Here is a 16,551-nt window from a genome sequence, read left to right on the forward strand (position 1 = left end):
ATCGATATAACAAATTGGAATGGGCATATGCGGAAAGAACGTCTACCTCATGAGGCGTGGGGCCGTCACGCCGGATCGCGTGTGAGTCGCGATGAAGTCCTCGATAAAGTTTCGAGCCCTCGCCCGAAGGCGACGACGCTCGCCGTTTTGGGCTATGTGGCGCTGATTCCCGCGCTGGCTCACGCAAACTGCACGACTTCGGGCACGACGACCACTTGCGACTCGTCTTCGCTATGGACCACCATGATCGGCACAGGCCCGACGACACCCTCGGGTTCCCAGGTGATCGTCGGCAAGAATGCGCAGGTCAAACTCGTCAATAGCAGCGCCATCGCGCTGTCGGACAATGCGAACATCGTGGTTCAGTCCGGCGCGGTCGTACAGAACGCTTCGAGCAGCTCCAACGGCACGTACGGAACGGGCGGCAATACGATCGATTTTCTGAAAAACAGCACCCTGACTGTCGAGGAAAACGGGAGAGTCGAATCCACGGGTACTCAGGGGCAGGCAGAGGCAGTGAACCCGGAGGGTGCGGGCAATACGATCATCAATAGCGGCATCATCCAAGGCGATCACGCCGCGGCCATTTGGTTTCAGAACACGACCGGCACGAACACCGTCATCAACAATGCGACAGGCACCATCCAGGCGCCGGGCGCCGTCATGGGCGCGTCCGGCAACGGTGCTGTGGTGTTCAGCAATCTCGGCAAGGTGATCGGCAACCTGGTTTTCGCGGGCGGCAACGACACACTGAACATGTACACGGGATCGAGTGTGTCGGGCACGATCGACGGCGGCGGCGGCAGCAATCTGCTGACGCTCGATGGCACCGGTACCGGCACACTGCCTACGACGATCACGAGGTTTCAGACGCTGCGGAAAACGGACAGCGGCACCTGGACGATCACGAACTCGATCGGCGGGATGGGCGTGACCTCGGCCGAGGTTCAGCAAGGCACGCTGGTACTGACGGGCAACAACGCAGGCTATACGGGCTCGATGCTGGTCGACCAGGCCGGCATATTGCGCGCGAGCGCGCAAAGCCTTCCATCGGCCGTGACGGACAACGGCCTCGTTCAGTTCCAGCAAGATGCGGCGGGCACCTACACGGGCCTCCTGAGCGGCTCGGGCGCCGTCGAGAAGGACGGCGCGGGCACGCTGACACTCGCTCCGACGGCAGCCGGCGGCAACACGTATGCCGGCGGTACGGTGCTCAAGCAGGGCGTGCTTTCCGTCTCGGCGGACAGCGCACTCGGCGGCGCTTCCGGCGGCGTGACGTTCGACGGCGGCACGCTGCAGCTCGGCAGCGCTTTCGACCTCGCGAGCACGCGGGCTCTTTCGGTCACATCGAACGGCGGCACCATCGACACGCAAGGCTTCCAGTCGACGATCGACCAGACCATCAGCGGATCGGGCGCGCTCGACAAAACAGGTTCGGGGACGCTGACGGTCAACGGCGCAGTGGTCGGCTCGATAGCCGCCGAGGTGCAGCAGGGCACGCTCATCCTCAACGGCGACGGCTCGCAATTCACGGGAAGCGTGACGGTCGATCAGCCGGCCGTGCTGCAGTCGAGCGCGCGGAGTCTGCCGCCCACGGTGACGGACAACGGCCTCGTGCAATTTGAGCAAAGCGTCGACGGCACCTACGCGGGAATGATCGGCGGCACCGGGACGGTCGAGAAAGACGGAGCGGGCACGTTGACGCTCGCCCCATCGGCAGCTTCAGGCAATACCTATACCGGCGGCACGGTACTGAAAGCGGGCACGCTGTCGGTCTCGGCCGACAGCGCGCTTGGCGGCGCATCGGGCGGCATGACGTTCGACGGCGGTGCGCTTCAACTCGGCAGCAGCTTCGACTTGGCCAGCACGCGTGCCATTACGATCACTTCGAACGGCGGCACGATCGACACGCAGGGCTTCCAGTCGACCATTGCACAAGCGATCACGGGTGCCGGCGCCCTGACCAAGGCCGGCACAGGCACGCTCGTCCTTGACGGCGTCAACACGTATTCGGGCGGGACGTCGGTCGCGGCCGGCACGCTCGTCGTCGGCGATGCGTCGAACGCGGGGGCGTCGGTGGCGGGACCGGCGACCGTTGCAACGGGCGCTGTGCTCGGCGGTTATGGCAGTGTCAACGGCGACGTGACCAACAGTGGGACGATCGCGGTGGCCAATGCTTTGTCGACGGTTGTGACGAGTGCGAATGCGAGCGCGAATGCGAGCGTGGCCAGAGCGAGCACGATCGCCGTGGCCCATGCGCAATCGTCCGTCGCTGCCGGCACGCAGGGCAGCTTCACGATCAACGGGCAATTGACGAACGCGGGTTTGGTGCAACTGGGCGGCGGGGGGCAAGCCGGCAACACCCTTAACGTCAACAGCTATGTCGGGCAGAACGGGACGATCGCGCTCAATACCGTGCTTGCCGGGGACAATGCGGCGTCGGACAAGCTCGTCGTCAACGGCGGCACGGCGACGGGCTCGACGACGCTGAAGGTGACGAACGTCGGCGGACACGGAGCGCCGACCCTGTCGAACGGCATCGAGGTCGTCGCGGCGGCCAACGGCGCAACGACCGATACGAGCGCATTCACGCTTGCCGGCGGCACGGTGAAGGCTGGCGCGTACGCGTACTATCTCGCGAAGGGGGGCGTGACGGCAGGCACGTCGCAGAACTGGTACCTGCGCAATACGGTGCCGGCCGCGAACAGTGCGTCGTCGGCCAACGCGGACGGTAGCGGCGGATCGGTGATCGCGGCGGGCGGTACGCCGGCGTTGCCGGCCGCAGGTGCCGATCCGGTCGCGCTTTACCGCCCCGAAGTCGCGCTCTACGCGCAGATTCCGAGCGTGATGCGTCAGCTCGACTGGATGCAGATCGACGAGTTCCATCAGCGGCAGGGCGACCAGTTGCTGCTCGGCGAAAAGGGCCGCTTGCCCGCGTCATGGGGCCGTGTCTGGGGCGCGCATAGCGTGCTGTCCGAAGGCGGCGACGTGAGTCCGCAATTCGAAGGCTCGATGGGCGGCGTGCAGATCGGACAGGACGTCTACGCGGACGGAACGGAAGGCGGCCACCGCAACCACTACGGCTTCTATCTCGGCATGGCCCGCGCGACCGGCGAGGTCAGCGGGTCGGCCTTGGGCGTGCAGGGTGTCGACGTCGGGCATCTTTCGGTCAACGCGTATAGCCTGGCGGGCTATTGGACGCACATCGGGCCGGGCGGATGGTACACGGATACGGTTGTTTCGGGCAGCTCGCTGATGGCGGACACGAACTCGAGTGACAACAATCGTTCGAGCACGCACGGTACCGCCGTGACGGCCTCGATCGAAGGAGGCTTGCCGCTTCCGATCGGTCACGGGCTCACGATGGAACCGCAGGCCCAGTTGATCTATCAGCATCTTTCGATCGGAGATCTGAACGACGGTGCGGCAAACGTGGCGTTCGGTAGCGGCAATACCGTGCTGGCGAGATTCGGCGTTCGCTTCTCAGGGACTTGGGAGGCGCTCGGCGCCGCGTGGCAGCCGTACATGGGGTTCAACGTGCTGCATGCGTTTGCCAACGGGGACCACCAGATCTACGACAGCGTCACCTCGATCGCCACGCCGGTCAACCAGACGACGGCCCGGATCGACGCGGGCGTGGTCACGAAGTTATCGAAGCACGGCAGCGCCTACGCCGCCGTCAACTGGGGCACGAATCTCGACGGAGAGCACGTGCGCACGGTAGGAGGAAATGTCGGCTTGCGTTGGTCCTGGTGAAGCAGGGCGGCCATGAGCGCCGCCTACCGGGCATGAGCTGGGCGGCGCGGACGTCGTCGCACCGCTCAGCCTTGGCCCGCTTCCAGTTTCTCGAGCCGGTAGCCGTAGCCGTAGACGGGATAAATGCAGTATCCGCTCTGCGGACGCAGATCGAGTTTGATGCGAACCGAGGAGACGTGCGTATCGAGCGTACGGGAGGGGATGTCGGCCGTTTGTTTCCAGACCGTCTCGACGATATGGCTGCGCGAGAGCGGCCGTCCGAGGTTTCGAAACAGGAGCAGCGCCACCTGGAATTCCTTTTGCGACAGCGTGATGGGCACGGCTTGACGGTAGACGATGCTCTCGCGCAGGTCGAAGACATATTCGCCGAACTCCTGCGAGGCAACGCTCTCATCGCGGCGATAGGTTCTGCGCAAAAGAGTCGAGACTCGTGCGAGCAGGATCGACGCCGCGACGGGCTTCACGACGTAATCGTCGGCGCCGGCATTCAATGCGGAGACAATGTCGGCTTCGCGCGATCGGCTGGTCATGAAGAGGACGGGCAGTTCCTCGTGGCAGTGCTCGCGCACCCAGGCGAGCACCTCGTCGCCTGGCATGTCGGCCACGTTCCAGTCGAGCACGATCAGGTCGTAGCTCTCCCGCCGCAACTCGCGGATCAGTGCGCGACCTTCGGTGAAGGCATGACAGGTATGCCCCGCGGGGCTCAGCGATTCGGAGACAAACTCCAATTGGCTCGGGTCGTCGTCGAGAATGGCGATCCGCATGGTCTGACTCAGATAGAAGTGTTGTGCCGAAGCAAAGAGGACGAAGCTACGCCCGGTTTTGGTGCATTCCGCGCGGAGCTGCCGTTTTGACGCCAGCAATGATGGGGCAAATCGTAAGGGTTTGCCAGTATCTGGGTGAGAATGACCCCGGCGCTATTCGATGGGGGAGCCCGTCCGTTGCCGGTCACTTAACAATTCTTGAGCCAATTGACGATCGTTCCTTTCTATACTGCTTGCCGGATACCAATAATGACTTGCGTTACGGGGTGCTATGAGAATCGCCGTTCTGGACGATGATCCGGCGCAGGCAGACTTCGTGTGTGAGACGCTGGCGGCGGCCGATCATGTTTGCTGCTGCTTTTCAGCGGGGAATCTGCTCGTGGAGCAGTTGAAGCACGAGATCTTCGACCTTTTGGTGCTGGACTGGAACGTACCGGGCATGTCCGGCGAAGACGTGCTGCGCTGGGTTCGCGAGTCTCTCTCGGAAAGGGTGCCGGTGGTCTTCTTGTCGAGCTGCGGCAGCGAAGCCGATGTGACTTCGATCTTCGCGCTCGGCGCCGACGACTACCTCGTCAAGCCCGTGCGCGCCGACGTATTGCGCGCGCGGGTGACGTCGCTGCTGCGCTGCGCCTACCGATTCAACCCGTGCGAGGGAACGGAGACCTTCGGCGACTTCGTATTCGACTTGCGGACTTCGCAGACGGCGGCACGCGGCCTGCCGATCGAACTGACCCGCGAGGAGTTCGAACTTGCGCTGCTGCTGTTTCGGCATCTTGGCCGGCCCCTTTCGCGTGCTCGCATTCAGGAGGCGGTGTGGCGCGATGTCGCCGGCGTATCGTCTCGAGCGATCGATACGCATATGTCGGTGATAAGAGCGAAGCTCGATCTGCGGCCCCAACGCGGCTACCTGCTGGCGTCGATCGCCGGATACGGCTATCGTCTCGACCGTATGGAGGATGAGTAGCCATGAGGCGAAACAACGACATGCCGCGAGTGCGGCGGCGATTTTCCGGATGCGAAGGCGATCTCCCGATCGCGCGCGGGTGGCGGCTTCGATGACATTGCTCGCGCGGCTGATCCGCTCGCGGCTCGGGCGATCGCTGGGGCGCCGCTTCCTGCTCGAGTGGATCGCAACCGGCTGCTTCGGCATTGCATTCGTCGCGTTGAGCTCGAGCTGGCGTTTGACCTCGAGTCTCGATCATCTCGTCTATGACGAATTCCTTGCGTTGTCGACGCGGCCGGTATCGAAGGACATCGTCGTCGTGGAGATCGACGACGACAGTATCGAAGCGCTTGGCCGCTGGCCCTGGCCGCGCGACATACACGCTCGCCTTATCGATACGCTTGCGAAGGACGGCGCGGCGGCCATCGTCTACGACGTGCTATTTACAGAGCCCGGCGCGGACGACGCGGCGCTTGCGCGCGCGATTGCATCGAGCAGGACTTATCTGCCGATTTTGCTCGACTCCCCGGATGCCGCGAGCCATCGTGACGCGGTACTGCCGATCGCCGAATTGGCTCACGCCGCGGCGGGGCTCGGCCATATCAATTTCGAAGTCGATAACGACGGCATCGTGCGCAGCGTGGCGCCTTACGAAGGCGATGCGCGTGCATGGTGGCCGCAGTTGACGGTTCCGGTCTGGCGTGCCGCGGAAACCGGGGCGATACCCCTGGCCGGCATGGATAGGACGAGGCGCGCGGCGCCCGATCTGGCCGAGGTCGGCAAACCGGGCGGCGACCAGCGTTTGCTGATTCCGTTCAGTCCGCTGCGCCAAACCTACCGAAAGGTATCCGTCGCGCAAGTGCTGGCTGGAACAGTGCCGCCCGACGTCGTGCGAGGCAAGATCGTGCTGGTGGGCTCGACGGCGTCGGGGCTTTATGACCATTTCGCGACGCCGATGTCGGGGCGCTCGGGCATCATGCCCGGCGTGTACGCCCATGCGAGCGTGCTCGATATGTTGCTGAACGGTACCGCCATCAGGCCGCTATCGTCTCTCGGATGGCTTGCCGCTTGGCTGCTGCCGCTTGCCGCGCTGCTCGTCGGCTTTCTCGTGCTTTCGCCCATGTTCTCGCTCGCGCTCGCGATCGTGCTCGCCGGCTCGGCACTCGCCGTCGATGCCATGCTGCTGCACACGCTGCGGCTCTGGGTGTCGCCCGTACCCGCGATTCTCGGGCTCGTCGCCGTTTATCCGGTATGGAGCTGGCGCCGGCTCGAAATGACGATGGCGTACCTGCGCAAGGAGCTGCGGCACCTCGCGGACGAACCTTACCTGCTGCCCGAAGCGCCGACGCGGCAAAACGAATTCATGGGCGACGCGCTGGAGCAGCAGATGTCGCTGATGGCTCAGGCCGCGCGGCGCGCCCGAGATATGAAGCGGTTCGTCTGGGACAGCCTCGACAACGGACCGGAGCCGATTTTCGTCGCCGACGTGAACAATGTCGTGCTGATCGCGAACCGCGCCGCGCGAGCGTATTGCGCGCGGCTCTCGGCGCCCGGGCCGGAAGGTTGGCCATTGCAGGCCGTGCTGACCGACTGCGCATTCGCCAAGACGGTCGGCGCCGAGCCGGAAGACGAACTGATCGCGCGCCGGGATTGGCCCGCGGTGATGAATCCGACGCGGCCCGAATACAAGCGGATCATGACGAATGGGATCGAGGTGCGCTGTCGCGACGACCGCGACTACTTGCTGCGGTACTCGGAATGCAGTAATGCGTTCGGCGAAGTCACGGGCTGGATCGCCGGCCTTGTCGACGTCACGGCGTTGCATGAAGCCGAACGCCAGCGTGAGGACGCGTTGCAGCTCCTGTCGCACGATATGCGTTCGCCCCATGCGTCGATTCTTGCGCTCGTCGAGATGGAGCGCGCGCGCATCGAGTCGGAGCAGGTGCGCAACGTCATGGATCGCATCGCGCGCTACGCCACGCGCGCACTGACGCTTGCCGACGACTTCGTGCAGCTTGCGCGCGCCGAGTCGCAGGCCTACGAATTCGAGCCCGTGAGCCTCGCCGACCTCGTGCTCGATGCGAGCGACCAAGTGTGGCCTCAAGCGCATGCGAAGCGCATCCGCATCGATGCGGAATTCGACGACAGCGAAGGGTGCTGGATTCGCGCGGACCGCTCTTTACTGACGCGCGCGCTCGTGAACATCCTGCAGAACGCGATCAAGTACAGTCCGGACGACACGCGCATTGCATGCACGATCCTGCCTGCGAGCGCGTCGGTGGCCGGGGGGCAGGTGAGCTGCTCCATTCGCGATCAGGGATACGGCATTCCGTTGGAGAAGCAGGGCCGCTTGTTCGAGCGGTTTCGCCGCTTCCACGCGGGCGAGCGTCCCGAAGTGGGCGGTGCGGGGCTCGGCATGGCGTTCGTGAAGACCGTCGTCGTGCGACATGGTGGCGAGCTGGCGGTGCAGAGCGAGCAGGGCAAGGGCACCGAATTCGTGATCTCGTTGCCGCCCCTGGTGGAGGAGGCCGAACTCGGGCGGGCCGACGAGCCGGCGTGAGACCGGCTTGCACGTAGGGAAGGTCCACCGCGCCCGGCCTTCACCTGACACTTGTTTGCAGTCGTTTTTCGGGTGACTTGGCATAATCGCCACGCTGAACAAGATCCTGCTCGTTGCATTCGACGATGGCCGTAGCCAAGGCAGGGCGATCACGGGCGTGCCGTTACGTCATGGATTCCAGGTTACCGAAAATGAGTGTGCAATCGATGCGTGAAGCGTTCTGGCGCGCAGACCCACAAACGCGTAGAGGTACGGCGTGGCTGCCGTCGCTCGCGGCGTTGGCTCGGCGCTTCCTCCGCGGCCTCGAGGACGCGGAGCGTGGCCGCTTGCAAGGCAGGATCCGTCAACTGGAATCCGAAGTGGCGCGCCTGTCGCGGCTCGCCGTGACCGATGAACTGACCGGCGCATTCAATCGCCGGCATATCGACGAAATATTCGAGACTCGCGTGGCATCGCCGGGTATCAACGAATCCCTTGCGTTCTGCCTGTTCGACATCGACGGCTTCAAAGCCTACAACGACACCTACGGGCACGGCGCGGGCGACGACGCGCTGAAACAAGTCGCCCAAGCTGTCCACGGTCAGCTGCGCCAATCGGGCGACAGCTTGATTCGCCTCGGCGGCGACGAGTTCTGCATTCTGTTGCGCGCCGAATCGCCGGCTGACGCGCTGGCTGCGATCGATCGCCTGCGATTGGCGGTGCGAGCCCTTGCATTACCGCATCCGACGAAGAGCAATGCGGTGTTGACGGCGAGCTTCGGCTTCGTATGGCGAGGCGCTCGCGGCGCGACGCGCCATCTGCCGCGCGATCTCTATCGCCACGCGGACCGAATGCTGTACGAGGCGAAGCGTGCGGGCCGCGATACGGTGAGGCTCGCGGTCCTGTAACTCGCGCGCGGCTCGCCGGCGACGATCTGCTTCGTGCTTACGCGGCGAGCTTTGCCGCCGCCTCGTCGACTTGTGCGCGCGAGATCGACAATTCGTCGAGCCACGCCTCGGCATAAACGCCGCCGGTTTCGCGCTCGAGGCGTGCAACCGTTGCGGCGTTGCGCGCCGTATCCTTCGGCGTGGCCAGAAAACGCTTGATCGATTCCCCAGCCTTGAACGCGTCGAAAAGCGGCGCGCGAATTTCGTCGGGCAAGGCGCGAGTCCATTGATAGGGCTTGCCGTTGAACGTCAGCGTCGGCGGCAATACACGCTCCTTTTTCGCCGACGAGGCGATGAGACCGTACGTGCGCGCCGCTTCGCCGATCTGCTCGGGCGAGAAGAGCTCTTCCGGCGTGATTTCGAATTGCGCGAGATAGCCTTCGATGGTCTTCATCGCGGCCGCGCGATCGTCGCGCTTTTGTTGAGCGCGCTCGACGATGAGCCGCAGCTCGTCCGCTTCTTCGGTCGTGATCGCGAAGCTCGCCTGCTTTTGCTGAAGTTCGGTGAAGCGCTGGAATTCGGAGTCGGTCAGAAGTTTTGCCATGGATGGGATCACGGGTCGTCATGCGCCGTGCGCGAAGACGCCCGGCGCGAATTGCGAAGGGCCGCCATTCTAGCGTCAGACGGCTCGGCGATCCAGAGGCGTGCCCTTCGTTGCCGAGCGGATGAAGTCGACAGTCACCGACAGCACGGCCTCGGGGCATTCCTTATGCGGCGTGTGTCCGCAGCCTGGCAGCAGCGCCGCCCTTGCCGACCCGGCGGTTTGCCCGGCGATCGATTGCAATTGCAGCGCCGTGCCGTATCGATCGAGTTCGCCTTGCATGGCGAGAAGCGGCACCTCGATCCGCGGCAACAGCGCTTCAATGTTCCACGTGGCGAATCGAGGATCGAGCCAGGTATCGGACCATCCGCGGAAGACCTGCTCCGTCTTCGCGCCGTGATAGCGGGTAAGGTTGGCGAGCTTGCCCGCCTCGTACGCGGCGACGGCATCGCGAATGGCGGCGAGTGTCACTTCTTCGACAAAGACATGCGCTGCCTCGGTCACGATGCCGAGCAATCGCTCGGGACGTATAGCGCCATAGATCAGCGCGATGCTGCCGCCGTCCGAATGACCGAACACGATGAGCGATGCCTCGGCGGGCAACAGGCTATCGACCACCTGCGGCAAGTCGCGTGTGGCAGCCGTGTGTAGATAGTCGGCGGACCAGGGCGGCGGCAGCGCCGATGAACGGCCGTACCCGAGGCGATCATAGACGAGCCCGGGACAGCCGCTCGCTTCGCAGAGCCGTTGCGGGAAATCACCCCACATTGCAGTACAACCCAGTCCTTCGTGCAGAAAGACGAGATGCGGCAGGGCCGGGTCGCCGTCGATTTTCAGATAGGCAATCGTTCCGTCGGCTATGTCGAGTTCGTTCATCTATTGAAAGCGAAGGTGTTGCTCTGCCCCGCACCGCGCGCTCGGTATGCTCGGCGGGATTTTTACTCGCTTAGGCGCCGGGATCGTCGTGGCAAACCGCTTCGACATTATGGCCGTCGGGGTCGAGCACGAATGCGCCGTAGTAGTTCGCATGATAATGCGGCCGCAAGCCGGGCTTGCCGTTGTCTTTGCCGCCGGCGGCGATGGCGGCCGCGTAGAAAGCGTCGACCTGCCCGCGATCCTTGGCGCGAAACGCGATATGAATCGGCGGATCGTTCGGCGTGCCCTTGCTCAGCCAGAAGTCCGCCACGCCGCCTGCGCCGAAGCCCGCCACGTCGGTGTGGCCCGTTACCGATGCCGGGAATTCGCGCAGCAGTTCGTAGCCAATGGGCGCTAGAGCGTTCGTATAAAAACGCTTGCTCGTTTCGAAATCGCTTACGGTTACACCTGTATGGTCGATCACGTTCGTCTCCTGAGGGCAGGCACCATTCAACGAGTGGGAAGAAACAACGAGCGACGAAAGCAGGACCGTAACGGCATGCCGCAAGCCACTATCGGTCTTTGGCGCTACTATCGTCCGGCGCCGTTGCTGGCGGCGCCGCTGACGCCTCGGCGCCGGCGTGGGTGTGATTGCCGTTCGTGCCGTCGCCGACGCGATTGATCGTCCCCTGCGCGAGCGCCACGAGCGTTTCCTTATCGCCATCGAGCACATAGACATGGCATTGGCAGGTGGCATGGCCGCGCCCCGCGTAGACGAGTTCGGCGCGCGCCAGCAGCGCGCCGCGCACGGCCGGGCGCAGGTAACTGATCTTGTATTCTCCCGTCACGACGCGCGGCCCCAGTGCGATCGCACCCGCGAACGTCAACGCGTTATCGGCGAGATAGCTGATGACGCCGCCGTGGACGAAGCCGTGCTGCTGCCGCAACTCGTCGCGAATCGGCAGTCTCAGCGTGAGCCCGCGTTCGCCAATCTGAACGAGCTCGGTGCCGAGCAGCATGCTGAACGGTTGCGCATGCAGCGCGCCGCGAGCCAAATCGAAGAAATCGGTCATTGGGGGACCCCTCGGGGCGGGGGCCCCGTATCGTGTTCGTTCCACTCTAGGAACGCTTCATCATACGCGTCAAGGAGCCGATTCACCCCGGCGACCGGCGACCGGCCTCAGGCCGGCAGCGCGGCGTACGCCGTGGCGAGATGATAGGGCGTCGTCGACGGCATGTCGCCACGGGCAATTTCGCCGTCGGCCGTCTTGCATTCGTACCAGCCGAGCGGATGCAGAAAGCGGGTGCGGAAATGCTCGATTTGCGACGCGAGGGCGCCGCGGTCGGCCGGTGTGCCGCGCGTCGCGAGTGCGCGCAGGTATTCCGTCTGCGCCCAGATGCGCTGCGTCGCGTCCTGTATCGAACCGTCTTCGTTGAGCGCGGCGCATACGCCGCCCGTTTGTGCGTCGACGCCATGGCGTTGCGCAAAGTCGAACGCTCGCTCGAGCGACGCGGCTAGCCCCGATGCCGCGATCGTGCGGCCCGCCCGCGCGACGAGATAAAACCATTCGAACTGGTGGCCGGGCTCGATACGATTGCCCTCGGTGCCGATCGGCAGTTCCGCGATCGCACCCGTCGGCGCGTGGACGAACGTGCGGGCAACGGCCGTGGCCAGCCCCCCGAGAGCTTGTTCGAACGCGGCGTCGCCCGTGGCTTCCTGCGCGGCCAGGTAGGCCTCGGTCAAGTGCATCAGCGGGTTTTGCAGCGGCCCGCTCCGCACGGACGAAAAGCGCTCGTCGAGCGCCGAGTGAAGCAGCCCTTCGGTCGCGGCGAAGCGTTCACCGATGAGCGCGGCCGTCTCGCCCAGCAGGTCGCGCGCATCGCTATCGCCGAAAGCCGCGAGATAGGACGCACACGCGAAAACGACGAAGGCATGCGTGTAGAGATCTTTCGTCGTATCGAGCGGAGCGCCCGCCGCATCGACGCTGTAGAACCATCCGCCGTGGCGTTCGTCGCGGAAGTACCGGCGCAGCGAAGCAAACAGCGTTTGCGCATGCGCCGCATCGCCGGCGAGCGAGAAGACGAATAGTTGCCGCGCGCACGCCATCGCGCGGTAGCGGGCGACCGGCAGCGGCGTCTGGTCTTCGGCGCATACCGCCTCATAAGGCAGCTGCATCGACGCGTTGAAGCCTTGAGCGCGCCAGAGTGGCAGGACGATCTGCGTAAAGTGCGTGGAAAGCGCGGCGGATTGAGCAGCGATCGCTGCGTCGGTCGTGTTTGACATTGTGCGGAAACGGAGTTCGAAGATCGATTGCGCCGGCAATTTGTGCCAACTGATGCGAGATGCGCCAAGGATAATGCAAATCGGCTTTCGCTCGATCCGCCCGTCGCGCCCTCGAGCGATCGTGAGACAATGCCGCCGACGCCACGCAGGTGGCAATCGAACGAACAAGAGGCTTCGAACCGGGCGGCGCGGGCCGCGACCGGATTTTCACGCTATGGCAGATTCCGCAGCATCTTCGACGTCGGGCCTACCGCGCCCCGCTACGACCAAAAGGCGTGCACGCGCCGCTTCATCCGAGACCGACAATCGGCCGGCCCGCGCCGCGCTCTCCGTCGAGGAAGCCGTCCAAACGGTCGGCCGGGCGGCGGAAGGCGCTGGTGCAGCCGTCGAAAAGTCCGTCGATCTTGTCCCGGCGGACGAGACGCTTGCCGTGGCGCAAATGGCGCATACGATGAACCTCGATCCGCGCCAGGGCACGCTCGACGGCTTCGAGTTGCCCGCCGAGGCGCTCTCGTCGCTTCGGGAGCGCGAGGAAAAAGAGCCGACGAGGCCCGTGAGCGATGCCGGCGATTCCGTTGCGATCGAGGAGGCCGCAGTCAAGTCCCCGAGCGGCGCATCGTCGCGCAGGCAAGCGATCGCCCGAAAATCGACGGAGCCTGCCGCGCGCGGCGCCAACGTGGCCGAGGCGGCCGATGCGTCCTCGCAGCGCGCGTACGATGCGCTGACGCAAAGCGTGGCGGCGCTTCAAGCGGCGCTAGTCGACGAGCGCCGCACGGCAGACGAGAGCCGGCGCCGGATCAGGCAACTCGTCGTTGCGGCGCTTGCCATATCGCTGCTCGTTGGCGTCCTCAGCGTCGTGCAGACGGTCGTTGCACTCCGGGCCTCCGAGGCAAGCGCCGCGGCGGAGCAAAAGACGGCGGCGCTGTTGCGCGCCCAGCAGACGGAACTCGCCGCATTCGTCGATGCGGCTTCGGCGGCCTCGGCCGACATTCGTGACGCGTCCGATTCGCTCGATGCGAAGCTGACTGCGCCGCCGGCCCGCGCCTCCACGGCCGCGCCGATCGCCGGCAAGCATGCACCGCGCCCGACGCATCCACGCAAGACCGCCGAAAAGGTGCGCGGCTCGAGCGCCTATTGAGCCGGCGGCACGCGCGTTCAACGCTTCTTCCAACGCTTCAGCAATAGCGCGTTCGTGACGACGCTCACGCTCGAAAAGGCCATCGCCGCGCCCGCGAGCATCGGATTCAGCATGCCGAGCGCGGCCAGCGGGATGCCGACGAGGTTGTAGGCAAAAGCCCAGAAGAGGTTTTGCTGGATCTTGCGGTAGGTGCGCCGCGAGATGTCGATGGCATCGGCGACGAGCGTCGGATCGCCGCGCATGAGCGTGATGCCGGCCGCGTGCATGGCGACGTCGGTGCCGCTGGCGAGTGCAATGCCGATGTCGGCGGCGGCGAGCGCCGGCGCGTCGTTGATGCCGTCGCCGGCCATGGCGACGATGCCTCCGCTCTCGGCCTTCAGATTGCGGACGACGCGCGCCTTGTCCTCGGGCAGCACCTGCGCATGGAATTCCTCGATTCCCAGTGCCGCCGCCACCGATGCTGCGGCCCCGCGATTGTCGCCGGTCAGTAACACGCTTTTCACGCCGCGCGCCTCCAGCCGTTCGATGGCCGCGCGCGCTTCTGGCTTGAGCTCGTCGCCGAATGCAACGAGCGCGATCGCCGCGGCGGGCGCGCCGGGCGCCGCCGCCCGCATCAGCCACGACACCGTGTTGCCCGCCGCTTCGAGCTCGTGCGCGCGTCTCTCGGCGGCCGGGGGCAACTCGATGCCGAGCTCGGCTACCCATCGTCCGTTACCGAGCATCACCATTTGGCCGTCGATCTGGGCCTGCATCCCGCGTCCCGGAACCGCCTGCGACAACGCGGCGGCGGGCCGGGTGCCGCGGCTCGCTCGCGCCGACGCGGCTTGGGCGTACTCCGCCTCGAAAGCGGCGACGAGCGCCCGTGCGAGCGGGTGGTCGCTGCCGCGCTCAAGGGCGGCAGCAAGTGCAAATGCGGTTTCCCGGTCCGTATCGACGTCGGCGGCGGCCAATGCCGCGCCCTTTGTCGATGCGGCATGCGGCTCCTCATCGGACGTTGCCGCCGCGGCGCTCGCTTGCGTCCCCTCCGACACGCATTCGAAGGCCATCACGCGCGGCTTGCCGACCGTGAGCGTGCCTGTCTTGTCGAACGCGACGACCGTCACGCGCTGCGCGAGCTCGAGTGCCTCAGCATCCTTGATGAGCACGCCATGCCGCGCCGCGACGCCGGTGCCCGCCATGATGGCGGCCGGCGTGGCGAGCCCGAGCGCGCACGGGCAGGCGATGACGAGCACGGATACGGCGTCGAGGATCGCCGCTTCGGCCGATGCGCCCGCCAGCAGCCAGCCGGCCAGCGTGGCGGCCGCGAGCACGAGAATCGTCGGCACGAAGATCGCACTCACGCGGTCCACGAGCCGTTGAATGGGTGCCTTCTTCGCCTGGGCCGATTCGACCAGGCGGATGATGCGCGCGAGCGTCGTCTCGGCGCCGGTCGCGCGCGTCGTGACTTCGATCAGGCCTTCCCCGTTGATCGAGCCCGCCGTGACCGTCTCGCCCGGCTCCTTCGCGACAGGCAGGCTTTCGCCGGTGATGAGCGCCTCGTCGACATGCGTGCGGCCTTCGCGGACGATACCGTCGACGGGCACGCGCTCGCCGGGCCGAACGACGACTACCATGCCGACGCGCACCTGTGCGAGCGGCACGTCGCGCTCGCCTTCGCCCTCGCCGAGCTTGATGCGCGCGCGGTCCGGGCGCAAGGCGTTGAGCGCGCGAATGGCGTCGGTCGTTTCGCGCTTGGCCCGTGCCTCGAGCCATTTGCCGAGCCGCACGAGCGCAATGACCACCGCCGACGCCTCGAAGTACAGATGCATGGTGTCGCCGGGATGCGCGATCATCTGCCAGACGCTCAGCCCGTAGGCGGCCGAAGTACCGAGCGCAACGAGCAAATCCATGTTGCCGGTTCGCGCGCGCACCGCGCGGTAAGCCCCAGCATAGAACCTTGCGCCGCACGCGAATTGGACGATGCTCGCGAGCGCGAGCTGCAGCCCGGCGGGCAGCATCCAATGCCGGCCTGCCGCTTCGGCGAGCATCGGCAACATCAACGGCAGGGCGAACGCGGCCGCCACGGTAACGGCGACAAGCTCGCGACGGGCGACTCGGCGCCGCTCGTCGGCAGCTCGCGCGATGTCGCCGACATCTTCCGGCGCTGCCCGGTCGGTGATGACGGGGCGAGCTTCATAACCGGCGTCCACGACGGCTTTGACGAGCGCGTCGAGCGCCGGCGGTTGCGCCGCGGCGGACAGATCGACGGTCGCGCGCTCGGTTGCCAAATTGACCGACGCGCGCATCACGCCGGGCACGCGCGCCAGCGACTTCTCGACGCGCATTGCGCACGAGGCGCAGGTCATGCCGCCGATGTCGAGTTCGGCCGTCGATGAGGCGACGTCGGAAGAGGAAGACAAATCGATCATGTTGGACGACAGCGAATAGGAATGCGACCTGGGCCGCGATGAGAGGCAGTGTCGTCCTTCCAATGATGGGAAGGTCAAGCTCGGTTACCGAGGTCCGCGCGGCCCTCCATCGCGTACGCGGACAGCGGCGGATAAATAGTGGGATCTCCTCGCGCATGCATCCGCGAGTCGAGAAGGATTGCGTTGCCCCGTTGCGCAATCGTTAGCGCATTCTTCTTGCCTACCGACTGAGGATACGATAAAACGCTTTCGCGAACTGATGATTCGACGACTACGCCGTGCGCGACGTCGTGGCCGGACGGCACCGCGCCGCGGAAGTGCTTCGCGGCTCGAGAGCGGCGCCTCGTAACACTCTGAAATCACAATGACAACAACA

At 65.3% G+C, this 16,551-nt stretch carries 12 protein-coding genes; 5 read left to right on the top strand and 7 right to left on the bottom strand.

The window, feature by feature from the left end; genetic code table 11:
* Positions 1-243 precede the first annotated feature (243 nt).
* Positions 244-3,756 carry an autotransporter outer membrane beta-barrel domain-containing protein gene (locus C9I57_RS03170; RefSeq protein ID WP_107149275.1) on the top strand — a complete coding sequence of 1,171 codons (3,513 nt, stop codon included), beginning with the start codon at positions 244-246 and terminating at the stop codon, positions 3,754-3,756.
* Between the two features lie 65 nt (positions 3,757-3,821).
* Here C9I57_RS03170 and C9I57_RS03175 read toward each other — a convergent pair whose 3' ends face one another.
* Positions 3,822-4,520, bottom strand: coding sequence for a response regulator transcription factor (locus tag C9I57_RS03175; protein WP_107149276.1), 699 nt, complete (start codon positions 4,518-4,520; stop codon positions 3,822-3,824).
* Between the two features lie 271 nt (positions 4,521-4,791).
* Here C9I57_RS03175 and C9I57_RS03180 point away from each other — a divergent pair, with 271 nt between their 5' ends.
* From C9I57_RS03180 to C9I57_RS03190, 3 genes are all read left to right on the top strand, one after another.
* On the top strand, positions 4,792-5,484 hold the full coding sequence (locus C9I57_RS03180; RefSeq protein WP_107149151.1) for a response regulator transcription factor: 693 nt from the start codon (positions 4,792-4,794) through the stop codon (positions 5,482-5,484).
* Between the two features lie 91 nt (positions 5,485-5,575).
* Positions 5,576-8,023, top strand: a complete 2,448-nt coding sequence (locus C9I57_RS03185; protein WP_258187467.1) for a CHASE2 and HATPase_c domain-containing protein — start codon at positions 5,576-5,578, stop codon at positions 8,021-8,023.
* Between the two features lie 191 nt (positions 8,024-8,214).
* Complete coding sequence (locus C9I57_RS03190) at positions 8,215-8,910, top strand: GGDEF domain-containing protein (protein WP_181321701.1); 696 nt, start codon at positions 8,215-8,217, stop codon at positions 8,908-8,910.
* 37 nt (positions 8,911-8,947) lie between these two features.
* On the opposite strand, the gene C9I57_RS03195 is transcribed toward C9I57_RS03190, so the two are convergent.
* The 5 genes from C9I57_RS03195 to C9I57_RS03215 form a co-directional block, all read right to left on the bottom strand.
* Positions 8,948-9,493 carry a hypothetical protein gene (locus C9I57_RS03195; protein ID WP_107149154.1) on the bottom strand — a complete coding sequence of 182 codons (546 nt, stop codon included), beginning with the start codon at positions 9,491-9,493 and terminating at the stop codon, positions 8,948-8,950.
* Between the two features lie 75 nt (positions 9,494-9,568).
* Entirely contained in the window at positions 9,569-10,366 is a 798-nt protein-coding gene (locus C9I57_RS03200) for an alpha/beta fold hydrolase (protein ID WP_107149155.1), read from the bottom strand.
* Positions 10,367-10,436: 70 nt separating this feature from the next.
* Positions 10,437-10,829, bottom strand: a complete 393-nt coding sequence (locus C9I57_RS03205) for a VOC family protein (protein ID WP_107149277.1) — start codon at positions 10,827-10,829, stop codon at positions 10,437-10,439.
* A gap of 88 nt (positions 10,830-10,917) precedes the next feature.
* Positions 10,918-11,418 (bottom strand): PaaI family thioesterase, encoded by a 501-nt coding sequence (locus C9I57_RS03210; protein WP_107149156.1) that lies wholly within the window; start codon positions 11,416-11,418, stop codon positions 10,918-10,920.
* 107 nt (positions 11,419-11,525) lie between these two features.
* Positions 11,526-12,629, bottom strand: coding sequence for an AGE family epimerase/isomerase (locus C9I57_RS03215; RefSeq protein ID WP_181321702.1), 1,104 nt, complete (start codon positions 12,627-12,629; stop codon positions 11,526-11,528).
* A gap of 214 nt (positions 12,630-12,843) precedes the next feature.
* Here C9I57_RS03215 and C9I57_RS03220 point away from each other — a divergent pair, with 214 nt between their 5' ends.
* Positions 12,844-13,767, top strand: coding sequence for a hypothetical protein (locus tag C9I57_RS03220; protein WP_107149158.1), 924 nt, complete (start codon positions 12,844-12,846; stop codon positions 13,765-13,767).
* A gap of 17 nt (positions 13,768-13,784) precedes the next feature.
* Here C9I57_RS03220 and C9I57_RS03225 read toward each other — a convergent pair whose 3' ends face one another.
* Positions 13,785-16,175 carry a heavy metal translocating P-type ATPase gene (locus tag C9I57_RS03225; protein WP_107149159.1) on the bottom strand — a complete coding sequence of 797 codons (2,391 nt, stop codon included), beginning with the start codon at positions 16,173-16,175 and terminating at the stop codon, positions 13,785-13,787.
* Between the last annotated feature and the right edge of the window lie 376 nt (positions 16,176-16,551).

The organism is Trinickia symbiotica, assembly GCF_003028655.1.
GTDB lineage: Bacteria > Pseudomonadota > Gammaproteobacteria > Burkholderiales > Burkholderiaceae > Trinickia > Trinickia symbiotica_A.

Coding starts and splice junctions, on each gene's coding strand:
- C9I57_RS03170 (WP_107149275.1), top strand. CDS start 244: ATGATCGGCACAGGCCCGACGACACCCTCGGGTTCCCAGGTGATCGTC.
- C9I57_RS03175 (WP_107149276.1), bottom strand. CDS start 4,520: ATGCGGATCGCCATTCTCGACGACGACCCGAGCCAATTGGAGTTTGTC.
- C9I57_RS03180 (WP_107149151.1), top strand. CDS start 4,792: ATGAGAATCGCCGTTCTGGACGATGATCCGGCGCAGGCAGACTTCGTG.
- C9I57_RS03185 (WP_258187467.1), top strand. CDS start 5,576: ATGACATTGCTCGCGCGGCTGATCCGCTCGCGGCTCGGGCGATCGCTG.
- C9I57_RS03190 (WP_181321701.1), top strand. CDS start 8,215: ATGAGTGTGCAATCGATGCGTGAAGCGTTCTGGCGCGCAGACCCACAA.
- C9I57_RS03195 (WP_107149154.1), bottom strand. CDS start 9,493: ATGGCAAAACTTCTGACCGACTCCGAATTCCAGCGCTTCACCGAACTT.
- C9I57_RS03200 (WP_107149155.1), bottom strand. CDS start 10,366: ATGAACGAACTCGACATAGCCGACGGAACGATTGCCTATCTGAAAATC.
- C9I57_RS03210 (WP_107149156.1), bottom strand. CDS start 11,418: ATGACCGATTTCTTCGATTTGGCTCGCGGCGCGCTGCATGCGCAACCG.
- C9I57_RS03215 (WP_181321702.1), bottom strand. CDS start 12,629: ATGTCAAACACGACCGACGCAGCGATCGCTGCTCAATCCGCCGCGCTT.
- C9I57_RS03220 (WP_107149158.1), top strand. CDS start 12,844: ATGGCAGATTCCGCAGCATCTTCGACGTCGGGCCTACCGCGCCCCGCT.
- C9I57_RS03225 (WP_107149159.1), bottom strand. CDS start 16,175: ATGATCGATTTGTCTTCCTCTTCCGACGTCGCCTCATCGACGGCCGAA.